Annotated in this window: 23 protein-coding genes and 1 pseudogene; 17 read left to right on the top strand and 7 right to left on the bottom strand. The window is 71.5% G+C overall.

The annotated features are described in order from the left end of the window. The first annotated feature begins 26 nt into the window (after positions 1–26). On the top strand, positions 27–1,220 hold the full coding sequence (locus OWM54_RS24040) for an OmpP1/FadL family transporter (RefSeq protein ID WP_248545451.1): 1,194 nt from the start codon (positions 27–29) through the stop codon (positions 1,218–1,220). Positions 1,221–1,325: 105 nt separating this feature from the next. Here OWM54_RS24040 and OWM54_RS24035 read toward each other — a convergent pair whose 3' ends face one another. Both OWM54_RS24035 and OWM54_RS24030 read right to left on the bottom strand, forming a co-directional pair. Beyond that, a complete protein-coding gene (locus OWM54_RS24035) occupies positions 1,326–2,504 on the bottom strand; it encodes a cyclic nucleotide-binding domain-containing protein (protein ID WP_267699003.1) in 1,179 nt (392 codons plus the stop codon). Between the two features lie 27 nt (positions 2,505–2,531). After that, positions 2,532–3,749: a cyclic nucleotide-binding domain-containing protein gene (locus tag OWM54_RS24030; protein ID WP_420715343.1), complete on the bottom strand. Its 1,218-nt coding sequence runs from the start codon at positions 3,747–3,749 to the stop codon at positions 2,532–2,534. A 240-nt stretch (positions 3,750–3,989) separates the two neighbouring features. On the opposite strand from OWM54_RS24030, the gene OWM54_RS24025 reads away from it, so the two are divergent. From OWM54_RS24025 to OWM54_RS23980, 10 genes are all read left to right on the top strand, one after another. Further along, entirely contained in the window at positions 3,990–5,354 is a 1,365-nt protein-coding gene (locus OWM54_RS24025; RefSeq protein ID WP_267699001.1) for a WD40/YVTN/BNR-like repeat-containing protein, read from the top strand. After that, positions 5,351–5,977: a hypothetical protein gene (locus OWM54_RS24020; protein WP_267699000.1), complete on the top strand. Its 627-nt coding sequence runs from the start codon at positions 5,351–5,353 to the stop codon at positions 5,975–5,977. Before OWM54_RS24025 ends, OWM54_RS24020 begins: the two co-directional genes overlap by 4 nt. Next, positions 5,974–7,227 (top strand): YncE family protein, encoded by a 1,254-nt coding sequence (locus OWM54_RS24015; RefSeq protein ID WP_267698999.1) that lies wholly within the window; start codon positions 5,974–5,976, stop codon positions 7,225–7,227. Before OWM54_RS24020 ends, OWM54_RS24015 begins: the two co-directional genes overlap by 4 nt. Further along, positions 7,224–7,949, top strand: coding sequence for a c-type cytochrome (locus tag OWM54_RS24010; protein WP_267698998.1), 726 nt, complete (start codon positions 7,224–7,226; stop codon positions 7,947–7,949). The genes OWM54_RS24015 and OWM54_RS24010 overlap by 4 nt, the downstream gene beginning before the upstream one ends. A gap of 12 nt (positions 7,950–7,961) precedes the next feature. Then, positions 7,962–9,248: a DUF1444 family protein gene (locus OWM54_RS24005; RefSeq protein WP_267698997.1), complete on the top strand. Its 1,287-nt coding sequence runs from the start codon at positions 7,962–7,964 to the stop codon at positions 9,246–9,248. Between the two features lie 55 nt (positions 9,249–9,303). Further along, positions 9,304–9,804 (top strand): endonuclease V, encoded by a 501-nt coding sequence (locus OWM54_RS24000; protein ID WP_324289142.1) that lies wholly within the window; start codon positions 9,304–9,306, stop codon positions 9,802–9,804. Positions 9,805–9,921: 117 nt separating this feature from the next. Then, positions 9,922–11,838, top strand: coding sequence for a beta-propeller domain-containing protein (locus OWM54_RS23995; RefSeq protein WP_267698995.1), 1,917 nt, complete (start codon positions 9,922–9,924; stop codon positions 11,836–11,838). 116 nt (positions 11,839–11,954) lie between these two features. After that, positions 11,955–13,133: an alkaline phosphatase PhoX gene (locus tag OWM54_RS23990; protein WP_267698994.1), complete on the top strand. Its 1,179-nt coding sequence runs from the start codon at positions 11,955–11,957 to the stop codon at positions 13,131–13,133. Between the two features lie 498 nt (positions 13,134–13,631). Next, positions 13,632–14,264: a hypothetical protein gene (locus OWM54_RS23985; protein WP_267698993.1), complete on the top strand. Its 633-nt coding sequence runs from the start codon at positions 13,632–13,634 to the stop codon at positions 14,262–14,264. Between the two features lie 82 nt (positions 14,265–14,346). After that, positions 14,347–14,748 (top strand): DUF2203 domain-containing protein, encoded by a 402-nt coding sequence (locus OWM54_RS23980; protein WP_046716838.1) that lies wholly within the window; start codon positions 14,347–14,349, stop codon positions 14,746–14,748. 6 nt (positions 14,749–14,754) lie between these two features. On the opposite strand, the gene OWM54_RS23975 is transcribed toward OWM54_RS23980, so the two are convergent. After that, entirely contained in the window at positions 14,755–15,357 is a 603-nt protein-coding gene (locus OWM54_RS23975; RefSeq protein WP_223751180.1) for a hypothetical protein, read from the bottom strand. A 194-nt stretch (positions 15,358–15,551) separates the two neighbouring features. Between OWM54_RS23975 and OWM54_RS23970 the strand changes: the two genes are divergently transcribed. Together OWM54_RS23970 and OWM54_RS23965 are read left to right on the top strand one after the other, a co-directional pair. Then, entirely contained in the window at positions 15,552–16,478 is a 927-nt protein-coding gene (locus OWM54_RS23970) for an NmrA/HSCARG family protein (protein WP_223751181.1), read from the top strand. 97 nt (positions 16,479–16,575) lie between these two features. Next, positions 16,576–17,271: a hypothetical protein gene (locus tag OWM54_RS23965; protein ID WP_267698992.1), complete on the top strand. Its 696-nt coding sequence runs from the start codon at positions 16,576–16,578 to the stop codon at positions 17,269–17,271. A gap of 3 nt (positions 17,272–17,274) precedes the next feature. On the opposite strand, the gene OWM54_RS23960 is transcribed toward OWM54_RS23965, so the two are convergent. Beyond that, a complete protein-coding gene (locus OWM54_RS23960; RefSeq protein ID WP_223751183.1) occupies positions 17,275–17,520 on the bottom strand; it encodes a hypothetical protein in 246 nt (81 codons plus the stop codon). A 258-nt stretch (positions 17,521–17,778) separates the two neighbouring features. Here OWM54_RS23960 and OWM54_RS23955 point away from each other — a divergent pair, with 258 nt between their 5' ends. After that, on the top strand, positions 17,779–18,021 hold the full coding sequence (locus OWM54_RS23955; RefSeq protein WP_046716841.1) for a hypothetical protein: 243 nt from the start codon (positions 17,779–17,781) through the stop codon (positions 18,019–18,021). Positions 18,022–18,024: 3 nt separating this feature from the next. On the opposite strand, the gene OWM54_RS23950 is transcribed toward OWM54_RS23955, so the two are convergent. Both OWM54_RS23950 and OWM54_RS23945 read right to left on the bottom strand, forming a co-directional pair. Continuing rightward, positions 18,025–19,392, bottom strand: a complete 1,368-nt coding sequence (locus OWM54_RS23950; protein ID WP_267698991.1) for an MFS transporter — start codon at positions 19,390–19,392, stop codon at positions 18,025–18,027. Beyond that, entirely contained in the window at positions 19,389–20,351 is a 963-nt protein-coding gene (locus OWM54_RS23945; RefSeq protein ID WP_046716845.1) for an ornithine cyclodeaminase family protein, read from the bottom strand. Before OWM54_RS23945 ends, OWM54_RS23950 begins: the two co-directional genes overlap by 4 nt. 236 nt (positions 20,352–20,587) lie before the next feature. Here OWM54_RS23945 and OWM54_RS23940 point away from each other — a divergent pair. Together OWM54_RS23940 and OWM54_RS23935 are read left to right on the top strand one after the other, a co-directional pair. After that, positions 20,588–21,649 (top strand): annotated as a pseudogene (locus tag OWM54_RS23940) (PAS domain-containing protein); the annotation flags it as partial. A gap of 310 nt (positions 21,650–21,959) precedes the next feature. Beyond that, positions 21,960–22,193, top strand: a complete 234-nt coding sequence (locus OWM54_RS23935; protein WP_267701162.1) for a sensor histidine kinase — start codon at positions 21,960–21,962, stop codon at positions 22,191–22,193. Positions 22,194–22,199: 6 nt separating this feature from the next. Here OWM54_RS23935 and OWM54_RS23930 read toward each other — a convergent pair whose 3' ends face one another. Continuing rightward, positions 22,200–23,825: a Sapep family Mn(2+)-dependent dipeptidase gene (locus OWM54_RS23930; RefSeq protein WP_267698990.1), complete on the bottom strand. Its 1,626-nt coding sequence runs from the start codon at positions 23,823–23,825 to the stop codon at positions 22,200–22,202. 136 nt (positions 23,826–23,961) lie between these two features. Here OWM54_RS23930 and msrA point away from each other — a divergent pair, with 136 nt between their 5' ends. Next, a complete protein-coding gene (msrA, locus tag OWM54_RS23925) occupies positions 23,962–24,618 on the top strand; it encodes a peptide-methionine (S)-S-oxide reductase MsrA (protein ID WP_141324280.1) in 657 nt (218 codons plus the stop codon). Positions 24,619–24,620: the final 2 nt, after the last annotated feature.

The raw sequence follows: 24,620 nt of genomic DNA, 5'->3' as shown, positions 1-24,620 counted from the left end.
GGACAGGAAATAGGGGAATGACTCACATGAAGAAGACACTGTCCCTCGTCGCGCTCCTGGCCGCGGGTAGCTCCCAGGCGGCCGGCTTTCAGATCAACACCCAGAGCGCCCGCTCCTCGGGCATGGGCAACGCGGCGGCCGCGTGGCTGGACGACTCGTCGGCCATCTACTCGAACGCCGCGAACATCCTCGGTGTGAACAAGCTGGACGTGCAGATTGGTGACACCGGCATCCTGCCGGCCATCAAGTTCACGCCCGACAACGGCACCGAGCAGGGTCAGAAGACGACCCTGTCGCCTCCGCCGCACCTGTTCCTGGTCTACAAGCCGTTCGACCGGGCCGCGGTGGGTCTGGGCATCTACACGCCCTTCGGCGCGCGCAGCCGCTGGGAGGATGGGTTCGTGGGCCGCTTCCGCGCCCAGGAGTCCGCGCTGTCCGTCTACAACATCAACCCGACGGCGGCGTACCAGCTCCACGAGCGCTTCCGCGTGGGCGGCGGCATCAACATCTACCGCTCCACCCTGGAGCTCAAGCGCGCCCTGGGCTTCGTCGAGTCCGAGGGCCAGGTGCACCTGGGCGGCAGCGACTGGGGCTGGGGCTACAACATCGGCGTCCAGGCCGTGCTGTGGCCCAAGCTGGTGACGTTCGGCCTGCACTACCGCAGCGCCGCGGACCTGTCGTTCAAGGGCCAGGCGGACTTCCAGAACGTGCCGGTGGAGTTCCAGACGCGCCTGCCGGACACGCGCGTGCAGGGTGACGTCACGCTGCCGGCCACCATCGCCGCGGGCATCGCCGTCACGCCGCTGGAAAATCTCAAGATCGCCTTCGACGCGAACTGGGTGGACTGGTCCTCGTTCCAGGAGCTCGCCATCGAGTTCCCGGACAACCCGGCCATCAACAACCCGCTGCCCAAGCAGTGGCGCGCGAAGTGGAACTACCACCTGGGCGCCGAGTACGGCGTGACGCAGGCCTTCCAGGTCCGCGCCGGCCTCATCTACGACCCGGCCCCCAGCCCGGGCAGCACGCTGACGCCGGACCTGCCGGACGCGAACCGCTTCGGCGTGTCCGGTGGCCTCGGCTACAACTGGAACGGGCTGCGCGCGGACTTCGCGTACCAGTTCGTCAGCCTCTCCGACAAGGAGAGCTCGGCCCCGGGCATGTCCGGCGTCTACAACGGCTCCGCGCACGTGTTCGGCCTGACGCTCGGCTACTCCATGTAGTCGGCTGACGCCGCGCCGGTCCGCTCCGTCGGGCCGGCCGCGTCGCGACCCGCCCGGGTCTCCCTCATGGGGAGCCCGGGCGTCGTCGTTTTGGGGGCCCGCGCTTCAGACGCGCAAATCCCCGTCGTGCAGCACGCGGCCCGACGCCAGCACGCGCGCGGAGCGCTGCAGCCGCTCGGTGCCCATGCGCATCAGCTGTCCCTTCAGGCCCGGCTGGCTGAGCAGGTGCTTCTCGAACGCGGCGCGAGGCAACCGCAGCACCACGCCCACGCCCTCCGCGCGCACCGTCGCGGACACCGGCTTGTCGAGCAGCAGGGAGATTTCGCCGAACACGTCCCCCTCGTGCAGCTCCACCAGCGCCACCCGTCGGCCATCCGGATGAAGCAGCCACGGCGTGCACCGTCCACGCAGGAGCACGTAGAAGGCGTCACCCGGCTGCCCCTGTGTCAGCAGCACCTCGCCCTCGGCGATGGGGCGCAGGCTGAAGTCCAGGCTGAGCGCGGCCTTCTGCGCGGGCGTCAGCCGGCTGAGCAGCGGGTTGCTGCGCAAGAGGTTGTCCACCAGCCTGCGCCGGTAGAAGTCCTCCACCACCCGCGCCACGCGCGGCTGGCGCGCGGACACGGACGAGAGCGCCTCCCGCGTCAGCTCCAGCAGCACCGCGCGCTCGGTGACGACGACGCTCGCCAGCCGCGGACCCTCGGACACCAGCGCCAGCTCGCCGAAGACGTCCCCGGGCGCCACCGCGCCCACCACGGCGCGCTCCCCGTTCTCCAGCGCGCGCGCGACGTCCGCGCGGCCCTCCACCAGCACGAACATGGACGCGCCCGCCTCGCCCTCTTGCACCACCGGCTGTCCGGGGAAGAAGGCGCGCGCCTGGAGCACGTCCACCAGCGCGACGAAGTCCTCGCGGCCCAGTCGGGAGAACAGCCCCGCGACGCCGTCCTCACACGCCTCCGAGCACAGCGCGAAGCGCTCGGCCAGCGCCGCCTGGGTGCGCGCCCTCACGGAGGCCGGCGCACCCAGGCGCCCCAGGGCCACGCACGCGGCCACCGCGCGCAGGGGTTGCAACGCCTTGGCCCAGGCCAGCGCGGCGGCCTCGTGCGCGGCCGCGGCGTCGCTCGTACGGCCGAGCCACTCGAGCAGCTCCGCCACCTGCTGGCGCACCTCCGCGTCGTCGGGGGCGTGCTTCAAGAGCGCCTGGTACTCGGCGAGCGCCGCCTCCAGCTGGCCCTGCCGGGCGAGCTGGACCGCCCGCGCCCTCCCCTCGACACGCGTGTCCGCCATCCCGCCATCCTACCGTCCCCGCGCGTCCTACGTGCTGAGCACCCGCACCCGCTCCGCCAGGTTGTGGGTGAACAGCCGGTAGATGCGCAGGGCCGCCGCCTCGTGGGTGGCCAGGTAGTGCTGGAAGTCCGCGCGCGTCACACGCAGGGCCCTCACCGTGGAGCTGGAGCGCACGTGCGCGGACGTGGGCCCATCCAGGATGAGGGAGATTTCCCCCAGCCACGCGCCGGGCCCCAGCGTGTTGAGCCGCCGGGCGTCCGGCCCCGGACCGCTCGACACCTCCACCGTGCCCTCCAGCAGCACCAGCAGCCCCGTGCCCCGCGCGCCCTTCTCCAGCACCGTGGTGTCCTCGGGGATGACCACCTGCCGCGCCACGCGGTAGAGGTCCTTGAGGTCCTCCAGCGCCAGCTCCCCGAAGATGGGAATCGCCTTGAGGTACTCGTACCCGTCGGGCGTCGCGCCCGGCCGCTCGGCCACCGGCGACGAGGACTCCCCGGACGCGGGCGAGCCATCACTCAAGCCCAGGTGCCGGAGCAGCCGCAGGTGCTCGGCCTTGAGCACCTCGTCCTCGCGCGCGGCCGCGGACTCCTGCCGCGCATCCGCCAGCAGCACCAGCGCGCGCATGGACTCCCCCTGCTCGTCGAGCAGCGCGCACATGCGCAGCACCGCCTCGCGTCGGCGGGAGTGCTCGGACGGCACGCCGCGCAGCGCCTCCAGCTCCGCGTGCGCGTAGCCCAGCGCGTGGTACACCTCCGCGGCCTCCAGGGGACGCTGCAGCCGCGTCAGGCAGTGCGCCATGGACTCGCGCGCCTCCAGGGAGCGGTACAGCTCCAGCGCCCGCTCCAGCGCGCCGCCGCGCTCGAAGGCCGCCGCCGCTCTCGCGGGCTCTCCCGCGCGAAGCCACGCCTCCGCCGCCATCAGCAACGAGCCCGCCTGCTCATGCAGCGTCGCGGCCTCGGCGTCCGCGCCCTGGGCCTCCAGGAGCCGCGCCGCGCCCGCGAAGTCCCGGGCCCGCCGCAGCACGTCCACCAGCGCCGTGCGCGCCTGTGCGGGCACGTTCGCGGAGTCCACCAGCACGCGCTCGCGCTGCCCGGGGGACAGGTCCTCGTAGGCCCGCACCGCCACGTCCACCGCTCCCTGCATCACCGCCTCCCACACCGAACGTGCAGGGCCACCCATGGGCAGACGTCGCCCCCGGGCGCCCTCCTCGGGAATGAGGTCGGACCTCTCCGCGGCCCCCGCCATGTCGTGCTCCCCCCTGCCACAAGTCTGCGTCGTGCGTAGCAGACCGGCCGCCACGAGGCGAGTCCCCCACGGGTCACCCGCACCCGTGAAGTGGTGGCTGCAAAACCTTCCGCCCACACCATCGCCACGTGGGGTGGGGTGGCAAAGCGCCGCACCCGTCCGCACGAAACCCTCCGCTATATGTGGGAGGCCCAATCGTTAAGGTCCGGGATGGGCCGTCACCATCCCGGGAGCCCCGTCATGTCGCATCAGCACCCCCACCGTTGGAGCCAGGTCCTCTGCCTGCTGGCCGTGTGCGCCGGGACGACGGCGAGCGCCCACGCGGGCCTGCCCGAGACGTCCAACGTCACCCTCCGCCGAGGCCACCCGGAGGACTTCTTCCTGGGCGCGACGTTCGGCGCGGTGATTTCGCGCGACGCCGGCAAGACCTTCCGGTGGATATGCCCGGACGCGATGGGCTACGGCGGCTGGAACCCCACGGCCTACCTGTGGCGTGAGGCCGGCGACCTCATGGCGGCCACGGGCAGCGCGCTGCTGCGCTCCCCCGACGGCGGCTGCTCGTGGAACACGCACCCCTACTTCAAGGACACCTGGGTCTCCGGCCTCGCGGCGCACCCCACCGATGACCGCGTGCTGTACGTCGTCACCTCGCGGCACGGCAGGCCCAATGGCCTGTACCGCTCCCAGGACGGCGGCGAGACGTGGGCCCCGTCTCCCCTGCTGCGCCAGGGCCTGGTGCTCAACGCGGTGCGCGTGTCCCCGGCGAACCCCCAGCGCCTGTACGCGACGGGCAAGGAGGAGGGCCGGATGCTCCTGCTGCGCAGCGACGACGCGGGCGAGACGTGGCGCGAGGTGGTGCACACGCTGGCGCCGCTCTTGTTGCCTTACGACTTGATGGTGGAGGCGGCGGACCCGGTGTCGGCGGACATCGTGTGGGCGCGCGTGTCATCGCAGGGCTCCACCTTCATGCTGCGCAGCGACGACGGCGGCGAGACGTTCGTCAACGTCTCCGAAATCCAGGACGTCTTCATCAACATGGAGCTGTCCGCCGACGGCAAGACGACGTGGGTCGGCACGCTCAACCACTTCTTCCGCGGTCCCTCCACGGGCCCGCTGGACATGCTGACGCTGCCCACGGGCAACGCGTGCGTGCTGCGCCAGGGCGACACGCTCTACGGCTGCGGCTCCACGTGGCTGCACGACTGGGCGCTCGCGCGCAGCACGGACCAGGGCAGCACGTGGGAGCACCTGTTCGGCCTCTACGAAATCCAGGGCACGCACCACTGTCCTCGCGGCACGCCGGTGCGGGACCTCTGCCCCAGCCGCTGGCCCCAGCTGGCCGAGCAGCTCGGCGCGCCGCTGTATCCGGATGGCGGCGTCGAGGAGCCGACACCCGAGGACGCGGGCACGCCCGACGCGGGCACGCCCGACGCGGGCACCACCGATGCAGGCTCCACTCCTGAACCCCCGCCTGGTCCCAAGGGGTCGGGAGGCTGCGGGGCGATGGGTGGGAACATGGCGCCGCTGCTGATGTTGCTGTCCCTCTTCACCCTGCTGCGCCGTGGTCGGCGGCGTGTGCACTCCACGACAGGTCCCCTCCCATGAAGCCCCTCTCGCGCAGCCTCCTCTGGACCACCTCCGCGGCCGCCCTGCTGGCCCTGACCTCCGCCTGCGGTGACGACGAGCCCACCGGCTCCCAGTGTGGCGAGCCGCTCTACGGAGGAGACGCCACGGACGAGGCCTGGCGAGCGCTCGTGGACGCACGGAACCTGGCGAAGGCGGACGCGGAGGCCACGGCGCTGTCCTCGCCCCAGAGCAACGCGCGCTACGCCTTCGACGCGGCGGCGCCGACGTGGACGTGGGACTCGTCGCTCGCCCAGGCACTGCCCCGCTCCAGGCCCGCGGGCCTCCTCGACACCGCGCGCACGATGCTGGCGACGGCGGGACAGTGGCTGCTGCCCACCGCGCACGCGCACCTGCCGCCCTTCACCGGTGACATCTACTGGGTGCAGGTGACGGTGCCCGGGCGCGAGTGTCCGGTGGAGATGCTCACCTCGAACCTGTCCTGGCAGCTCGACGCCGCGACGTGGGACACGCTCAAGGCCAACGCCGGCAAGGACCTGTCCGTGCAGGTGACGAGCGCGTACCTGCTCCAGAACCGCATCCAGGAGGGGCCGTACCTGTTGGCCCAGCCCGTCACCTTCCGCATCGAGCCGGAGGCGCCATGACGCGACGACTCGCGCGCGCGTGGGTGCCCGCGCTGGGACTGCTGCTCGGCGCCTGCTCCGAGGAGAAGAGCCCCTTCGACGGCGTGAAGCCGCCGGACGGCCTCCAGTACGAGCACGAGACGCCGTGGACCGAGGGCAGCACCGTGCCCCCTCCCGGTCCGGGCGGACGCGTCCTGGTGACCAACAGCCTGGATGACACCGTGAGTCTGTTGGAACTGGATGGCGCCACCACGCCGGGCTGGCGGGAGCTGGCGCGCGTGCCGGTGGGGCTCAACCCGGTGGAGCTGGAGGGCCCCCACCACACGGCGGTGTCACCGGATGGCGCCTTCTATTACGTGGGCATCTCCAACTACGTGCCGGGCGGCGGCTCGGGTCCCCACGGCGCGCACGGCACGGGCTCGGATGACGGCTATTGCCTGAAGCTGGACGCGCGCGACAACCGGCGGGTCGGCGCGGTGCGCGTGGACCCCAACCCCGGCGACGTCATCGTCAGCAAGGACGGCAAGACGCTGTACCAGTCGCACTTCGACACGCTGAAGATTGTCGAGGTGGCGCGGCGCGGCGGCACCGAGGAGGAGATGCACGCGCGGCTGGCCATCATCGACGCGGAGACGATGACCCGGAAGGGCATGGTCTCCGTGTGTCCGGCGCCGCACGCCATCCGCCTGTCCCCGGACGAGCGCACCGCGTACATCGCCTGCTGGTCCGACGAGGTGGCCATCGTCGACCTCACGGCGCTCACCGAGAAGCCCCGGCGCGTGAAGGTGGCCCCCGGCGCGGGCACCGCCATCGCCCCCCGGCACCAGCCCTACGCGCTGACGATGTCGCCCACCACGGGCGATGTCTGGGTCAGCTCCATGGCGAGCCGCGAGCTGCAGGTGTTGGAGTCCGCGACGAACACGATGAACGCCGCGCGCACGATTCGCCTCGCGGGCGCGCCCATGTTCGGGGACTTCAGCCAGGACGGGAAGACGCTCTACGTGCCGTACCAGGGCGTGGAGGCGCTGCTCGTCATCGACGCGGCCACAGGCAACATCCAACGCGAAATCGACCTGGCGCCCGAGGGCTGTCTCAACGCGCATCAAGCGACGCTGACGCCGGATGGCAGCCACGCGCTCGTCGTCTGCGAGGGCGACCACGTGGGCCCCGGCACGCTGCACGCGGTGAACCTGGCCGACGGCGCGGTGGTGAACACCGTGCGCGTGGGCATCTTCCCGGACTCGGTGAGCATCCTCGGAGGTCGACGATGAGCCGCGCATCCTGGAAGCTGTGGCCCTGCGTGGCGCTCTCGCTGTTCGCCTCCGCGTGTGGTGACGAGGTCGAGCCGCCCACCGCGGCGCAGTACGGCGAGCTCTTGTTCCGCGACGCGCGCCTGTCGGAGAGCCAGTTCAACGCCTTCTCCTGCGCCACCTGTCACGCGACGACGCCCACGCCGCTCGATGGTCGCATGGACTCCGGCTACACGCTGCACAACGTGGTGTCGCGTCCGGACTGGTGGGGCGGCTACGAGACGAACCTGCTGGACGCGGTGAACTTCTGCTACGTCAGCTTCATGCGCGGCGTGCAGCCGCTGCCGGTGGACTCGCCCCAGAGCCGCGCGCTGTACGAGTACCTGGTGAGCATCAGCCCGGATGCCCAGGCGCCCGCCCTGCCCTACACCGTGGTGAAGGACATCGTGGAGGTGCCTCGCGGCAGCATGGAGCACGGACAAACCGTGTATCGCGCGGCCTGCCAGGAATGCCACGGTGAACTCCACACGGGCGCGGGGCGCCTGACGGAGCTGGCCTCCATCCTGCCGGAGGTGACGCGGGATTATGACGAGCTCTTCCCGGGTATCCCCCACTCGCTCGTCGTCATCGAGAAGGTGAGACACGGCCAGTTCTTCCACATCGGCGGCAACATGCCCGCCTACAGCCTGGAGGCCCTCTCCGATGCGGACATGGGAGCGCTGCTGACGTACCTGGGGCTGTAGTAGGAAACCCGCATGGGTTTCTTCAAGAAGCTGTTCGGGTTCGGGAAGAAGGTCGAGGACACGCAGGCGGCGGTGGACCCTCGGGAGTACCTGCTGCGCGAGACGGAGTCGGTGTTGAACGCCGACCCCGCCGTGTCGCAGGTGACGCGACTGCCGGGCGAGTACGGGTTGAGCTTCCTGTACCACGGCAAGGAGATGCGCACGTACCTGGAGAACCTCTTCGCGGAGACGCGCGAGGTCTCTCCCGAGGAGCGCACGCGCATCATCGAGCGCTTCATCAGCGCCATCTCCAGCCCGAGTGGCAGCTCGCTCACCTGGGAGGAGGCTCGCGAGCGGCTGTTGCCCGTGCCGCGCGCGGCCTCGTTCGGCGGCCAGATGCCGACGGGCGCGCACGCCTCCAGCTTCATGGTGGAGCGGCGCACCATCCCCTTCCTGCGCGAGCTCCTGGTGGTCGACCTGCCGGAGACGAGCATGTACGTGCAGCCCGACCTGCTGGAGCAGTGGGGCGTCAGCGTGGACGAGGCCTTCCAGGCCGCGTACGCCCACCTGGACACCCTGCGCGACGTGGGCGTGGAGCTGCAGGAGGAGCGCCCCAGCCCGCTGTGGTCGGTGGACTCGAACGACACCTACGAGGCGTCGCGGCTGCTCCTGCCGGGCTTCCTCGCGTCCTTCGCGGGCAAGGTGAAGGGGCGCCCCGTGGCGGCCATCCCCACGCGCTCCATGATGCTCATCACCGGGGACCAGGACCCGGTGATGTTGGAGCGCCTGTGCGACGTGGCGGAGCGGGAGCACGAGGCCAGCTCGCGCGGCATCTCCTTCGCGCTCTACACGGTGGATGACGCGGGCCACGTGGTGCCGTACCGGCGCCTGGGCGACGACGCGCTCGCGCAGCGCATCCGCGGCAACCACGTGCGCTTCGCCATGGGGGAGTACGGCGAGCAGAAGGCGCTGCTCGAGGCCCAGCACGAGAAGAGCGGCCTGGATGTGTTCGTCGCCAGCTTCAGCGCCATCGTGCGCGAGCGGGACCACCGGCCCATCACCTGGTGCAGCTGGGGCCGGGAGGTGGACTCGATGCTGCCGGAGACGGACGTGGTCTTCATCCAGTTCGCCGAGGATGGCACGGACGAGGAGTTGTGCATGGTGCCCTTCTCCGAGGTGCTCCGGGTGGCGGGCCACTGCCTGACGCCGGTGCCCGGGGCGTGGCCTCCGCGACACCGGACGCTGTCCTGGCCGGACGACGCCGTGCTCGAGAAGCTGCGCGCCGCCGGGGTGCAGCCCGACAGCATCACCGGCCCCTGAGGTCAGCCGACCGACGGCCCGCGCGTCAGCGCCGGGCCGTCGACGACCCGAGGAGATGACGATGCTCGCCTGCGTGGATGTGGACTACCGCGAAGACCTCACCGTGGCCGCGTGTGTCTTGTTTCGCGATTGGGCGGACGGCGTGGAGGCCGGGCACCACGTGGACCGCGGGCCTCGCGCGGCGGAGTACGAGCCCGGCCAGTTCTACCGCCGCGAGCTGCCCCACCTCCTGCGGGTGCTCGCCCTGGTGACGGAGCCTCTGGAGGCCATCGTCGTCGACGGCTATGTCTGGCTCGGCCAGGACAAGCCGGGCCTGGGAGCCCACCTGCACGAGGCGCTGGGTCGCGCCGTCCCCATCATCGGCGTGGCCAAGACGTCCTTCCACTCCAGCGATGTCGCCCTGCCGGTGCTGCGCGGCCAGAGCCAGCGCCCGCTGTTCGTCAGCGCGGTGGGCCTGAGCACCACCGCCGCCGCCGGGTCCATCCAGCGCATGCACGGCGCCTCGCGCATGCCCACCCTGCTGGGCCGCGTGGACCGGCTGTGCCGCGAGTCGTGAGCACCCCTGACACGCGCGTCGCGCTCGTGTGACCGCGTCGTGTCCCCCGCGTGTGACTGTCGCTCTGGGGCCGAGGTCCACGCCCCCTGGTATGGGCCTTGCTGGATGGGCGGACCCATGCGCCCATCGCGTCGTCCTCGGAGTCATCATCTGGTGACGGGGTTGCTGCTCGCCCTCGTCATCTCGGCGTGTCCCCCGGAGCGTCGCGCCCTCACGCGCGCGGAGGTGGAGTCCATCACCTTCACGCGGCTGGAGCGCTTCAGCTCGGAGGCGGAGCTCGACGCGCACCTGGCGCGGGTGGAGGCGATTCGCTCGAGTCTGGCCACGGGAGGTGGCCCCGTCCTCGGCTGCGGCGGTGAGCACGCGGACGGTGAGCCGTCACCGCAGACACCCGACGAGCCGGAGCCCTCCATCACCCACAACCAGGAGGCCGGCGTCGACGAGGGCGACATCGTCAAGGCGGTGGGGGACTGGTTCGTGGTGCTGCGGCGGGGACGGCTCTTCACGGTGCGCCAGGGGGGGGGCGCGCTGGAGCCGGTGACGCAGGTGGACGCGTACGCGCCGGGCTTCACCCGAGGCTCCTGGTACGACGAGATGCTGGTGTACGGACGGCGCATCGTCGTCGTGGGCTACAGCTATTCGGTGAATGCGACCGAGATTGGCCTGTTCCGCCTGGACGACGCGGGTGGGCTGACCCACGAGGCCACGCACTTCATCAGCTCGAGCGACTACTACTCCAGCCGCAACTACACGAGCCGGTTGGTGGGCGGCACGTTGGTGTTCTACCTGCCCTATCATCCCCTGTCGGGCGGCACGGTGTCGCTGCCGTCCACGCGCGCGTGGGTGCGCGGCAACGAGACGACGGCCTGGCGCCCCATCCTCTCGCGACTGGAGGTGTTCAAGCCGGTGCAGACCACGTTGCAGCCGATGCTGCACACGGTGGTGCGGTGTGACCTGGACGCGGCGGAGTTCACGTGCACGGCCAGCGCGTTGATGGCGCCCGTCTCGCGGACCTTCTACGTGTCGCGGGACGCCGTGTACCTGTGGGTGTCTCCGGGATTCGAGTGGTGGGCGGTGGAGGACGGGACGCGGAGCACGGCTCGGGACTCGGTGGTGTATCGGCTGCCATTGGACGGGAGTGAGCCCGGGGCGCTTCGCGCGCGCGGGGTGCCCATCGACCAGTTCTCGTTCCGGCAGAACGAGGATGGACATCTGGATGCGCTGCTCGTGGCCACGGGCCAGGGCGATTCGATGTGGGGGCCGGAGCTGACGCGGGGCGATGGACGCTTCGCGCTCCTGCGTGCGCCGGTGGCGGCGTTCGACGCGGAGCTGCGCGGGCTGCGCGCGGAGCACTTCACGGTGCTGCCGGGACCGGTGACGGGCACGCTGCGGAATCGCTTCGTGGGGGACCATGTGCTGTGGGGTTCGGGAGATCCGACGAACAAGGGTTCGAGTCGAGGCGAGCACGCGGTGTGGGTGACGGACGTGCGCGTGCCCTCGGACGTGCACCGGCTGGCGCTGGAGCACTCGGTGACGCGGCTGGAGCCGCTGGGGAGCACGGGCGCGCTGGTCGTGGGACAGGATGTGTTCGGGCTGACGCTGAGCACGCTGGCGCTCACGGAAGGTGGGCCCGTGAGGAGTGACTCGCTCTCGCGCCCCGGAGCGACCCAGGGCGAGACACGCAGTCACGGGTTCTTCTTCAAGCCGGATGGGACGGGGGGCGGCGTCATGGGCTTGCCCGTGCGGATGCAGGGGGGCTCGTGGAGTCACTTGAGATACGGCTCCGCGGAGGTGTCCTTCCTGCGGGTGGACGCGGGATTGCGATTGTCGAGCCTGGGCGCGCTGGAGGCGTCCACGGAAGCTCGTGATGACGGGTGCACCAGGTCGTGCACGGACTGGTACGGCAACGCGCGCCCCATCTTCTACCGGGACCGCGTCTTCGCGTTGATGGGCTATGAGTTCGTCGAGGCCCGCGTCACCGAGAGCGCCGTCGAGGAGTCGTCTCGCGTGAGCTACCTGCAGCCGGGGCGCTGAGGCCGCCCGGGAACGTGGGTCCGCACACGAAGGCAGCAGGCCGACGAGGTGCCTGCCTGCATGGCGGGAGCATCACCGACGTCCGCCACTCCGTGGCGCTTCCCCTCGCGGAGGACATGGGCGACAACAGGGGCATGCACCGTCGTCACTTCCTGCGATTCGGCGCCCTGGGGGGCGGCACGTTGGCCCTCGGCAGCCTGGGCTTCTGGCGCAACGTGTACGCCGCGCCGCCCACGCCGGGCATCGGCCCATATGGCGCCCTGGCGGACGTCGCGGACGCGAACGGGCTTCGCCTGCCGCGTGGCTTCACCTCCCGAGTCATCGCGCGCAGCGGCGACATGGTGCCGGGAACGGACTACGTGTGGCACATGGCACCGGACGGCGGGGCCTGCTTCGCCCAGCCGGATGGCGGGTGGCTCTACGCGAGCAACAGCGAGGTGTCCCCGGACGGTGGCGTGTCCTCGGTGCGCTTCGACGCGAAGGGGCAAGTCACGGGCGCGTGGCGCATCCTCTCGGGCACCCACCTCAACTGCGCGGGCGGTCCCACGCCCTGGGGGACGTGGCTGTCGTGCGAGGAGCACCGCCAGGGGCTCGTCTGGGAGTGCGACCCGACGAAGCCGGGACAGGGTGTGGCGAGGCCCATGCTGGGCGCCTTCGTGCACGAGGCCGCGGCCGTGGACGAGCTGGGCCGGCGCCTGTACCTCACGGAGGACACGCCCACCGGGCGCTTCTATCGCTTCACGTCGGCGAAGTGGCCGTCGCTCGAGGAGGGCACGCTGGAGGCCGCGCAGGTCATCAGCGATGCGCGCTCGGGCGCGCGGGTGCGCTGGGTGCCCGTCTCGCCGCTGACGTCCGCCGCGCAGCAGGCCAACGCGAAGGAGACGACGGTGTTCGCCGGTGGCGAGGGCTGCTGGAGTGAAGGCGGCATCGTGTACTTCACGACGAAGCACGACAACCGCGTCTGGGCGTACACGCCGCTGACCAGCCGGATCGAGGTGCTCTACGACGCGGCGACGTACCCGAGCGCGCCGCTGCGAGGCGTGGACAACCTCACCCTGTCCAAGGCCCGCGAGGTGTTCGTCTGCGAGGACGGCGATGACATGCAGCTGTGCCTGCTCACGCCGGACCGGAAGGTGACGCCATTCCTCCAAGTGGTGGGGCACCCCGGTTCGGAGCTGGCGGGCGCGGCCTTCAGCCCCGATGGCAAGCGGCTCTACCTCAGCTCGCAGCGCGGCACGGATGGGCGCGGCGTGACGTACGAGGTGTCGGGTCCGTTCAGGACGCGTCCCGCATAGCCTGTCGCATGGCGACCAGCCGGACGAGCATCCCGCTGGAAACCTCCCCCCTCTCGGGCATACCTTTTCGGGGCGATGGGAGCCCCGCCCCCCTCACAGCTCGGACTGTTCGACCCGGCCGGGCCCGCGCGCGCGGAGTCCCATCCGCGCGCCAGCACCCGCCCCGCCCACGGGCCGCGAGCACCACGAACGGACAGCGAGCCGCTGACGCCAACCGCGTCATCCGACCGGGCCGCGCACCGTGCCGCCCGCGTCGTCGACGAACAGCAAAGCCCGCTGCCTCTGAAACGAGGTCATGAAGTCGAGCCGGCGTCGCCGCCCGCTGCGAGACCGAACGACGGACGCCGCCTTCCCCCGCTCCAATACGGCCTCGATGTCGAGCCGGCGTCACCTCCCCGCGCGGAGCAGCACGACGGACGCCGCCTCCCGGAGCGCGAGGACGCGCTCCTCCAGGCCGCGAGCCTCGCGCGACGTCTCTCACAGCTCCTCGGCGCGCCCGTGCACCTGCGCCTCACCGACAACCGAGCCACGCTGGTGAGCTTCCGCCGCGTCCCCCAGGGCCTGCGGCTGCGCGTGCACCACCTCTTCCTCGAAGCCCCTGACGACGTCGTGCGCGCCATCGCGCGCTACGCCGCGCGCTCCGACGCCAGCGCGGGCGCGCTCCTCGAAGCCTACGCACGCGAGCACCAGGACCTCGTGCGCCGCGAGCGCCGCCCCGGCAAGGCGCTGCGCTCACGTGGCCGCTGCTTCGACCTGCGCGCCGTCCAGTCGCGCCTCAACGCGGACTGGTTCGACGACAGGGTCCAGGTGGACATCGGCTGGGCGCGTCGCCCGTCGAAGGGCCGCCGGCGCTCCATCCACCTGGGCGGCTACGACGCGCGCCTGAGGGAAATCCGCATCCACCCCGCGCTGGACCGGCCCCACGTCCCCGCCTTCGTCGTGGACTACCTCGTCTTCCACTCCATGCTCCACGCCGACCTCCACGAGGAGGACGGCGACGGCCTGGACGCCCAGGGCCGCTGCGCGCCGGGACACTCGCCCGCGTTCCTTCAACGGGAGGACACCTTCCCCCTGAAGGACGCCGCGCAACGCTGGCTTCAGGACAACCACACCTCCCTCTTGCGCGGCTGAGCGTCAGGCCGTGCGCAAACGCGCGCGCTCCGGCCACACCACGGATGGTCATGCGCCCGAGCGCCCTGCATGCTCCCCGGCCATGCGCTACTTCAGCGTCGACGAGGCCAATCGACTGGTGCCGCTCCTGAGCCGCACCTTCGAGCACATCCGCCCCTGGGTGGAGCGGGTGCAACAGCTCGTGGAGACGCTCGGCACGCCCGAGGGCAAGGCCCTGGCCAACCACGAGGCCCTGCGCGAGGAGCGCGACGCGCTGCTCGAGAAGGTCCGCGTCGAGCTGCGCCAGTTCCACGAGATGGGCCTGGAAATCAAAGGCGCGCAGGGGCTCGTCGACTTCCGGGCCCACCGCGGTGAAGAGCCCGTCTACCTGTGCTGGCGCATCGGCGAGCCCGCCGTCTCGCACTGGCACGGCATGTATGACGGCTTCTCGGGACGACGCCCCATCAACAGCCCGGACGAGTTCGCCCCCACCTACCTGAGCTGAGCGCCCTCACCCGCCGAAGCTCTTCTGCAAGAGCGACAGCTTGTTGCGCGCGGACATCAGCTGCTGACGCAGCGACTCCGCCTGCCGCGAGATGTCGTTGAAGTCCTTCTCCTCCGCGGCCTGGCTCAGCGACTGGGCCTCGTCGGCCACCTCGCCCATGCGGTCCTGGAGCGACTGGAACGACGTGGCCAGCGCCGCGTTCTCCTCGGGCGTCTTCGCCTGCTGGCGCTGCGCGGCGAACTCCTGCATCCGCACGTTGAGCTCACCGGCGCTCTGCCCCAGCGAGCCGTAGCGCACGAGCAGGTCCTTGAAGATTTCGGTGCGCTGCTGCAGCTCCATCGCGCGCGCCTGCACCGCCTCCGCCTGGGTCTGCTGCCGGTCACGCACCTGGGAGATGGCGCCCACCAGTCCGGCGACGCGGGCGCGCAGCTCCTCGTCCATGTCCGCCAGCGCCTTGAGGGTGGCGGAGGCCTTCTCCAGGTGCTTCTCCGCCTGGAGGGGCGCGTCCTGGAGCTGCTGGGCCAGGGCCTCGAACCGCTCCAGTCCCTCGTCGAGGGAGCGGGCGGCCGTGACCAGCGTGGATTCCTGCGGTTTGTCTCGCTTGCTCATGAGCGGCGGCACCATCGCACGCACGCGGCCCGGCCGGGGGAGGACTTGGGAGGGAAACGAGTGGGGCCTGCACGCCTTGCTGCCCGGCGGGCTCGGGCGAGGGCACAAGCGCCGCCTCCTCCACGCTCGCCAGAGGCCCTCATCGTCCCCACCTTCCCGACATCCCGTAGTGCTGTCTGTCGCGAGGTTCACACATGACCAGGGCCCACTCCTTCTCCGTGCTCGTCACCGGCGCCACCGGCCGGCAGGGCGGTGCCGTGGCGCGCCACCTGCTCCACCGCGGACACCGCGTCGTCGCCTATGTCCGCAACCCCGACGCTCCCGGCGCGCGCGCGCTGGAGACGCTGGGCGCCGAGCTGGCCGTGGGCACCTTCGACGACGTGGACACGCTCGCCCGCGTCGCCGAGGGCGTGGACGCCTTCTACGCCATGGCCACGCCGTTCGAGTCCGGCGTGGCGATGGAGATACGCCATGGCATGAACCAGGTGAACGCCGCGCGGCTCGCCGAGGTGAAGCACTTCGTCTACACCTCCGTCGCCGGGGCCGACCGGCTCACGGGCATCCCCCACTTCGACAGCAAGCACCGCGTGGAGCTGCACCTGCGCCAGAGCGGCCTGCCCTTCACCATCCTGGGGCCCACGTTCTTCATGGAGAACCTCACCAGCCCCATGTTCGAGGAGGGCCTGCGCGCCGGCGTGTTCGCCATCGGCCTGCCGCCCACGCGCGGGCTGCAGATGGTGACCGTCGAGGACCTGGCCGCCTTCGCCGTGAAGGTGCTGGAGAACGGCGAGCGACACCTGGAGCAGCGCATCGACGTGGCCTCGGACGAGGTGACCGGACAGCAGGCGGCCGGGCTGCTCTCCATGGTGAGCGGGCACCGCATCCACTTCGAGCAACTGCCGCTGGAGTACATCCGCGAGCGCAGCGAGGACCTGGCGGCGATGTACGAGTGGCTGGACCGGGTGGGCTACCACGCGGACATCCTCACGCTGCGGCACGACTATCCGGACGTGCGCTGGCACACGTTCGAGGACTGGGCGCGGCAGCAGGACTGGAGCAGCCTGACGTCCCCCGCGTGGCCGCACGCGGCCGCGGAGCCCACGCCGCCCGCCAGTCAGTGAGGCCCCTCTGCGCTCGGCGGCGTTCCGGGGTGGCGCCGCTCCCTCGGGCGGCGTGAGGCACGCGAGGGTTACCTTTCCAGCAAAGGAGAGACACCCCATGCGCGCGCTCGTGCCGCTCGTCGCCCTGTTGGTGGCGGCGGGCTGTGCCTCGAACACCAACACGTTGAAGCCCACCACGCAGGCCCAGGTGCTGCCCGCGGACCAGGACTCGGCCGTCGCGGAGGGCGCGGGGGTGAGGTTGGTGGCGGACGCCTCCGCGTGGAAGGGCTCGCCGGCGAACCTGGAGCGCACCCTCACGCCCGTCTACATCCGGCTGGAGAACCAGAGCGGCAGGACGCTGCGCATCCGCTACGAGGACTTCTCGCTCGTGGGCACCGAGTCGCGCTTCCGCTACTCCGCGCTGGCGCCCTTCTCGCTCAGGCAGCCGGCCCTCTCGTCGATGGACGAAGGCACGGGGGGCTCGGGGCGCTCATGGGTGTACCTGGGCGGAGGGCTCCGGTGGGGCTCGCGCTTCGGCCCACGCTGGGGCAGCCCGTTCTACCCGTTCTATGGGCCGTACGGCCCGGGCCCCTACGCGTACCAGTGCGAGGAGCCGCTGCCGACCCAGGACATGCTCCGTCAGGCGCTGCCCGAGGGAACGCTGGGCGACGGCGGCACGGTGCAGGGCTTCATCTACTTCCAGGTGGTCACGGGCCGCGAGAGCGGCGTCGTGCTGGAGGCGCGGCCCGTCGACGCGAACAGCGGTGAGTCGCTGGGCACGCTCGACATCCCGTTCCAGGTGGGCAAGCGCTGAGGCTCAGTGCAGCAGCATCGCCGCGCGTGACGAGGCCGCGCGGCGGTGGCCGTTGAGCAGCGAGGCCTCCTCGTTCACGCCCAGCTCGCGGCGGATGTCCTCGCCGCGCAGGGGCAGGCCGAACAGGGGCCCCATCAGCACCAGGTCCAGCGAGGCGGCGACCAGGGGGCCGAGCCCCAGCAGGGCCAGCCCCGCGCCCTTCGCCGACCCCGCGCGCAGTCCTCCCAGCACCAGACAGGACCCGGTCACGATTCGAAGCCAACGTCCCGTCCGCGATGCCATGAAGCCGACGACCATGCGCACACCTCCCCGGGCCAAGATGGGCACGCTCCGGCGAGCGACCACGGGGTGATGCTGCGTATCCAGCCGGGAAGCAGGCCGCCGGACGGGCGCACGGCGCGGCACCAGGAGACCGGGAGGTCTGTCATGACGTCCGGTGGTGCACGGTGCGGGGTGGCGCCCCAGCTTCACGTCGAGGGGTACTTCCCACGCCCCCAGGGAGCTCCCATGTTCACCCGCGCAGAGATTCACAAGGGCATGAAGGTCCGAGGCAATGACGGCCACGTCATCGGCCACATCGTCGACATCACGGAGAAGGAGCTCATCGTCGAGAAGGGCCTGCTGCGTCGTCACGACTTCGCGGTGTCGTTCGACGACGTGAGCGAGGTGCTCCACGGCGAGGTGGTCCTCCACCACGGCCGCGACAGCCTCTTCTCCGCGCCCCGCGAAGTGGCCCACGTGCAGCACTGAGCGCTACTCCGCGCGCACCGCCTCGGCCGCCTCCGCCGTCAGCGGGGCCTGACTCCAGCCCGCGCGAGCCTCGGACTCGCGCGCCGCGCGCTTGCCCTCCGCGACATCCACGCGCCACAGCACCAGCGCGCCCGAGCCGAAGAAGACCAGCAGCGACAGCACCGCCTGCCGGCTGGAGCCCGTCAGCTCCACCGTCGCCGCGAACACCAGCGGCCCCGCCACCGCCGTCACCTTCTCGAAGACGCTGAAGAGCCCGAACATCTCCGCCGCGCGGTGACGCGGAATCATCTGCGCGAACATCGAACGGCTCAGCGCCTGGCTGCCGCCCTGCACCATGCCCACCAGCAGCGCCAGCGCGAAGAAGTGCACCGGCGAGCGCATGAAGTAGCCCAGGAACGTCACCACCACGTACACCGCCAGCGAGAACATCAGCGCCGGCTTCGGCCCCACCCGCGACGCCGCGCGGCCGAAGAGCACCGCGCACGGCACCCCCACCGCCTGCGTCATCAGGAGCGCTCCCATCAGCGCCCCCTGGCCGATGCCCAGCTCCGTCCCATACAGCGTGGACAACCGGATGATGGTGCCGATGCCGTCGCTGTAGAGCAGGTACGCCACGAGCAACAGCAACGCCTCGCGGTACTGGCGCAGCGCGCGGAAGGTCTCCGCCAGCTGCGCGAACACCCCACCCAATGACAGCCGCGGCACCTGCGCGTCCCCCGTGGGCCGGGGCTCGGGGATGCGCAGGAACAGCGGCACCGAGAACGCCGCCCACCACACCGCGACGGTGAGGAACGCCACGCGCGAGGCCGACGCCGCGTCCGCGAGCCCGAACCACGCGGGCTTCACCAGCATCACCAGCTGCACCGCCAGCAACACCCCGCCGCCCAGGTAGCCCAGCGCGTAGCCCGCGGTGGACACCCGGTCCAGCTCCTCGTCCCGGGCCACGTGGCGCAGCAGCGCATCGGAGAAGACGATGGACCCCGTCAGCCCCACGTTGCCGATGCCGAAGCACCCCAGCGCCCACTTCCAATCGCCGGGCCCCACCAGGGCCAGCCCCACCGTGGACACCACGCCCAACGTCAGGAACACCCCCAGGAGCGTCTTGAGCCGCCCCGCCCTGTCGCTCAGCGCGCCCAGCACGGGCGACAGCACCGCCACCGTGCCCAGCGCCAGCGCGGTGACGAGCGCGAAGCGACTGGAGGCCACGTCGCTCGGCAGGCCCTTGGCCGCCACGGACTTGTAATAGATGGGGAACACGACGGCGACGACCGTGGTGACGTAGGCGGAGTTGGCCCAGTCGTACCAGGCCCACGCGCGCAGCTCCGGCCGCGTGAGCCCCATCCTCGACATCAGCGCGCCCCAGGCACTCATGCGCTGAAGTCCACCCCGCCGATGGCGTCATCCCCCGTCGCCGCCTGGTACACGTGCCACGCGGCGGCCAGGTCCTGGAACGGCAGCCCCACCGCGCCGAACACCGTCACGTCCTCCGCCGACACACGCCCGGGTTTCAAGCCCGCGAGCACCTCGCCCAGCTCCGCGCGGATGACCTCCTCACCCAACCCCACGTTGCCCACCGCGCCCTGCGAGACGGCCAGGCCCCGGTGGTCACAGAAGAAGCGCGCCTCACGCAAGAGCTCCGCGGAGACCTCCGCCTTACCCGGCTCGTCCGCGCCCAGCGTGGTGATGTGCGTGCCCGGCCGCACCATCCCGGAGCGCAAGAGGGGCTCGCGGCTCCACGTCGCGGCGACCACGATGTCCGCGTCCTCCACCGCCTCCGCCACCGACTCCGCCGGCCGCACCGGCAGGCTCAAGTCCTTGTACATCCGGGTGGCGAACGCGTTGGCCCGGCCAGCGTCCACGTCGAACACGCGCACGTGTGACAGCGAGCGCACCAGCCGCAGGGACTTGAGCTGGATGCCGCCCTGCACCCCCGCGCCGATGATGGCCACCCGGCTCGCGTCCGGCCGCGCCAGCACGTCCGCGGCGAGCGCGCCCACCACGCCCGTGCGCACCGCCGTCAGGTGCCCGGAGTCCATCACCGCCATCAGCTCGCCCGTCACCAGGTCGTGCAGGTGCAGCACACCCTGGATGGCCGGCGTCCTCGCCGGGAACTTCGAGTGCACCTTCACCGTGTACGCGGGCACGCCGGGCAGGCTGCCGGGCAACAGCGCCATCACCGTGCCCTCGGCGTGCAGGGGCGCGCGGATGCGCTGGGGGGCCACCGTGCGAGCCAGGGCATCGGTGCGGAAGGCCTCTCGCAGGTCCTCCAACAGGGAGAGCGCCTGGAGGTTTCGGGACACATCGGAGCGGGTGAGCAGGAGGGTGCGCATCTGTCATCCACCCTAACCGAGCCCGCGCGGCGCCACAGCCCCGGACCTCATCCTCCAGGGCGAAGCGATGAGCGGACGACGGACGAAGCCCTGGCCCCACGGGGCGCGTCGGCCGCGAGCGCAGCGCGGCCCGGTGCGTCCCCGGGAGTCCAACACGGCGCTCGGGAAGCCGACGCCCGCCAGCCCCCCAGGGCGGACATACCCATGAAGACCCTCGTGCCCAGATTCGTGGCGGGATGACCGGATGGGGACTCGGGAGGTCGGTGATGCTGGGGCCGGACACAGGCGCCGCGGAGCACGGTGGAGCCGAGCGCGAGTCGCCGCGCCGGGCCTCGGAGTTCCTGCGCGCGCACCACCACGGGGTGCTCTCGGACTGGCTGGAGGCCATGAGCGCGCTCCACGCCGAGAACCCCCAGCGCCCCTCGTGGCTCCTGGACCACATGCCCCTGCTGCTCGCCTCGCTCGCGGACGCGCTGGAGCACGGGGAGCACGAGCGCGCCGACCCGCTGTCGGACGAGCACGCCACGGTGCGACTGGAGCAGGGCTTCGACGTGGGCGAGGTGGCGGCCGAGTACGCGCTGTTGCGCAAGTGCATCCTGCGGCGCCTGGAAGGACAGCCCCGGCCGCTCGACGTGGGTGAGCTGGAGCGGATGGAGGAAGCCCTGGACCACGCCGTGGTGCGCACGGTGCGGCGCTTCGCGGTGGAGCGTCAGCGCGACATCCAGGACCTGGAGCGCGAGGCGAGGGTGGAGGCCCAGCGCTCGCTGGCGCTGCTGGACGCGCTCCTCGCGGCCGCGCCCCTGGGCATGGCGTTCCTGGACCTGGACCTGCGCTACCTGCGCATCAACCAGACGCTCGCGGACATCAACGGCGCGCCGCCCGAGGCGCACCTGGGGAGGACCTTCCGGCAGATGCAGCCTCCGGAGCTGGCAGACCTGCTGGAGCCGCTGCTCCTGCGCGTGCTGCGCACGGGTGAGCCGCTGAACGGGTTCGAGTTCGCCACGCCCCCGTCCCTGATTCCCCAGCGCGGCAAGCGCGTGTGGCAGGCGACGTTCTACCCGGTGCTCGCGCCCCTGGGCTCGCGGCTGTTGGGCCTGGGCTGCGCCGTGGTGGACATCACCCAGCACAAGCAGACGGAGGCCGCGCTCCAGCGGGCGGTGGACTTCCGCGAGCAGCTGCTCGCCATCCTGGGCCATGACCTGCGCAACCCGCTCAACGCCATCAGCGCGTCCGCGTTCCAGCTCGCGCGCGCCGAGGAGCTGGAGGCGCCCGAGCGTCGGGCCGTGGAGCGCATCCGCAAGTCCGCCGGGCGCATGGGGCGGATGATTACAGACATCCTCGACTTCGCGCGCAGCAAGCTGGGCTCGGGCATCCCCGTCTCGCGTCAGTCGATGAACCTGGCGGACATCTGCCAGGCGACACTGGACGAGCTCCAGGTGAGCCACCCCGAGCGCAGGCTCCTGTTCGAGTCGTCCGGCGACACCTCGGGCCAGTGGGACCCGGACCGCGTGGCGCAGGTGCTGGGCAACCTGGTGGCCAACGCGCTCCAGCACGGCGGGCTCGACTCACCGGTGGCCACGTCGGTGCGAGGCGGCGGACGTCGTGCTGATGGAGGTCCACAACCAGGGCGAGCCGATTCCGGCGGAGCTGCAGCCGCGCCTCTTCGACCCGTTCAAGCCGTCGGTGGGCGCCTCATCGTCGTACCAGAAGCAGCGCAGCCTGGGCCTGGGGCTCTACATCGTCCATCAGATCGCGCGCGCGCACGGAGGCCGCGTGGAGGTGCGCTCCTCGCGGGAGGAGGGCACCACGTTCCGGGTGTACTGGCCGCGTCGCACCGCCTGACGGGCGTCACTTCCCCGGCGCGGAGACGGGCTCGGGGGCCACGGCCAGCAGGTACACGGCCTCGGCGAGCATGCGCGTGGTCAGGTCCAGGTTCTCCAGCGAGATGGACTCATCGGGCGCGTGGCCGGTGTACTCGTCGCCGGGGAAGCCGGGGCCGAAGTCCACGGCCTTGGGGAACAGGCGCGCGTAGGTGCCGCCGCGCACGGACGTGGGGACGGCGTCCGGGTCGTCGCGGTGACGCTTGTAGATGGCCATCAGCGTGGTGACGAGCGGCCCGGTGGTGTCGGCCACGTGCGGGTCACCCACGTAGCGCTCGCCGGACTCCGTCACGCGGCCGTCCGAGTCCTGCCCCACGAGCAGGGCGGCCTGGTCCAGCGCGGCGTTGAACCGGGCGGCGTCCTGGCCGCGGGGGCGGCGCATGTTGACGCCCAGGTTCACCTTCCCGTCGGCCACGCGCAGCATCGTGGGCGCGACGAGCAGCGGCCCCATCAGCGCTGCGTCCGAGTACTCGACGGCCAGCTTCTGGCCGTGGTGGTCGCCCTCGAAGCGCAGGAACAGCACGCGCAGCATGGCGGCGATGCCGTTGTCCTCCAGGATGAGGCGCGAGGAGACGGCGGACAGGCCCCACAGCGCGTTGACGCCCTCGTTGGCGACGGAGGAGTGCACCGCCTTGCCGTGCACGGTGAGCAGCACCGCGCCGCCCTCCTCCTTCACGTCGGCCTTGAGCCAGGAGCGCGTGCGCTGCTCGTCGGCGACGGCGGCGCGCACGGTCTCCAGCGCGACGGGCAGCGAGCTGCCCTCACCCGGGAGCAGCTTGAGGGTGGCGGTGCCGGGGACCTGCGTGAGGAACTCGCCGCCCTTGGCGTCCACCGGGCGCAGCGCGAACTTGGAGGACTTGCGCGCGGGCCCCACGGGCGCCGACAGGTTCCACGCGACGAAGCCCGACTGCGCGGCGACGACGGGGAAGCTCGAGTCGACGGAGATGACGTGCGGGGCCTTGGGCTCCATGGCCGCGTACTTCAGCATCCCCGTCCAGTCGCTCTCCTCGCCGTTGCCGATGATGACGAGCACCTTGCCCTGCGGCTCGAGGCCGAGCTGCCGCGCGTAGTCGAGCGCCACCAGCGCGGAGGCCAGCGGCCCCTTGTCGTCCTCGACGCCCCGGCCGTACAGGCGGCCGTCCTGGACGTAGGGCTCGAAGGGCGGGCGCTTCCACTCGTGCGCGGGGGCGGGCACCACGTCGCCGTGGAAGACCAGGCCCAGGGCGGGGGCGCCCTTGCCCCAGGCAATCTCGAACACCTCGTTGGCGCCCACGGCGCGCCAGGCCATGTCGTGGGCCTTGGCCCACTTCTGGAGGAAGCGGCCCATGGCGGCGATGCCGGGGTTCTTCGGCGCGGGGGCCTCGCTGCTGACGGTCTTGAAGCGCACCAGCTCCTTGGTGAGCGCGACGACCTCGTCCAGGGCGCAGGCCTGCACGTAGGCGGCGTGGCGGGCCTGGGGGCTTGCGCCCTTCATGGCGTCCTCTGAGAAGCGGGCGGCGCGGGCCTTGGGGGTGCCCTGGCAGCGGGGGTCCGGAGCCGCGAGCGCGGCGGAGGGGACCAGACAGCAGAGGGCGGCGGCGATGGGGAGGCGCATGGCGGTGGGAGACCCTATTTCAAGAGGGCAGGTCGTCCTACCTCGGCGGAAGGGTTGCTTCCCCAAGTGACGCCCGTCAGTCCGCCCGCTCCCCATGGGGGTGAAACCGGAGGGCGGGAGCGCTATTCCTCCAGGCATGTTCTTCGACACGACCAAGAAGCTGAGGATGCCGTCCCCGGCGGAGGCGCTGCCTGGCCGGACGGACGAGATGCCTGTTCCGCCCAAGCACGAGGTGCTGGGCACGCCGCTGAAGGGGCCGGTGCCGGAGGGGTATGAAGTCGCCATCCTCGGGCTCGGGTGCTTCTGGGGCGCGGAGCGGAAGTTCTGGCAGACGCCGGGCGTGTACAGCACGTCCGTGGGGTATGCGGGCGGGCTGACGCCCAACCCCACCTATCGCGAGGTGTGCAGCGGGCTCACCGGGCACAACGAGGTGGTCCGCGTGGTGTTCGACCCGAAGAAGCTCTCGTACGAGCAGCTGCTGCGGGTGTTCTGGGAGAACCACAATCCCACGCAGGGCATGCGTCAGGGCAACGACGAGGGGACGCAGTACCGCTCGGGCATCTACTACACCAGCGAATCGCAGAAGCGCATCGCGGAGGCCAGCCGGGACGCGTACCAGAAGGCGCTCGCGGCGAAGGGCGTGGGGACCATCACCACGGAGATCCTCCCCGCGCCCGCGTACTACTACGCCGAGGACTACCACCAGCAGTACCTGGAGAAGAACCCCGGCGGGTACTGCGGCCTGGGCGGCACGGGCGTGAGCTGCCCCATCGGCGTGGGCGTCAGCGCCTGAGC

Origin of the sequence: Myxococcus sp. MISCRS1, assembly GCF_026626605.1 — a bacterium.
In the GTDB taxonomy this organism is placed as follows: domain Bacteria; phylum Myxococcota; class Myxococcia; order Myxococcales; family Myxococcaceae; genus Myxococcus; species Myxococcus fulvus.
Note: the sequence above shows the minus strand (reverse complement) of the source record. Positions and strands in the feature narration are given on the sequence as shown.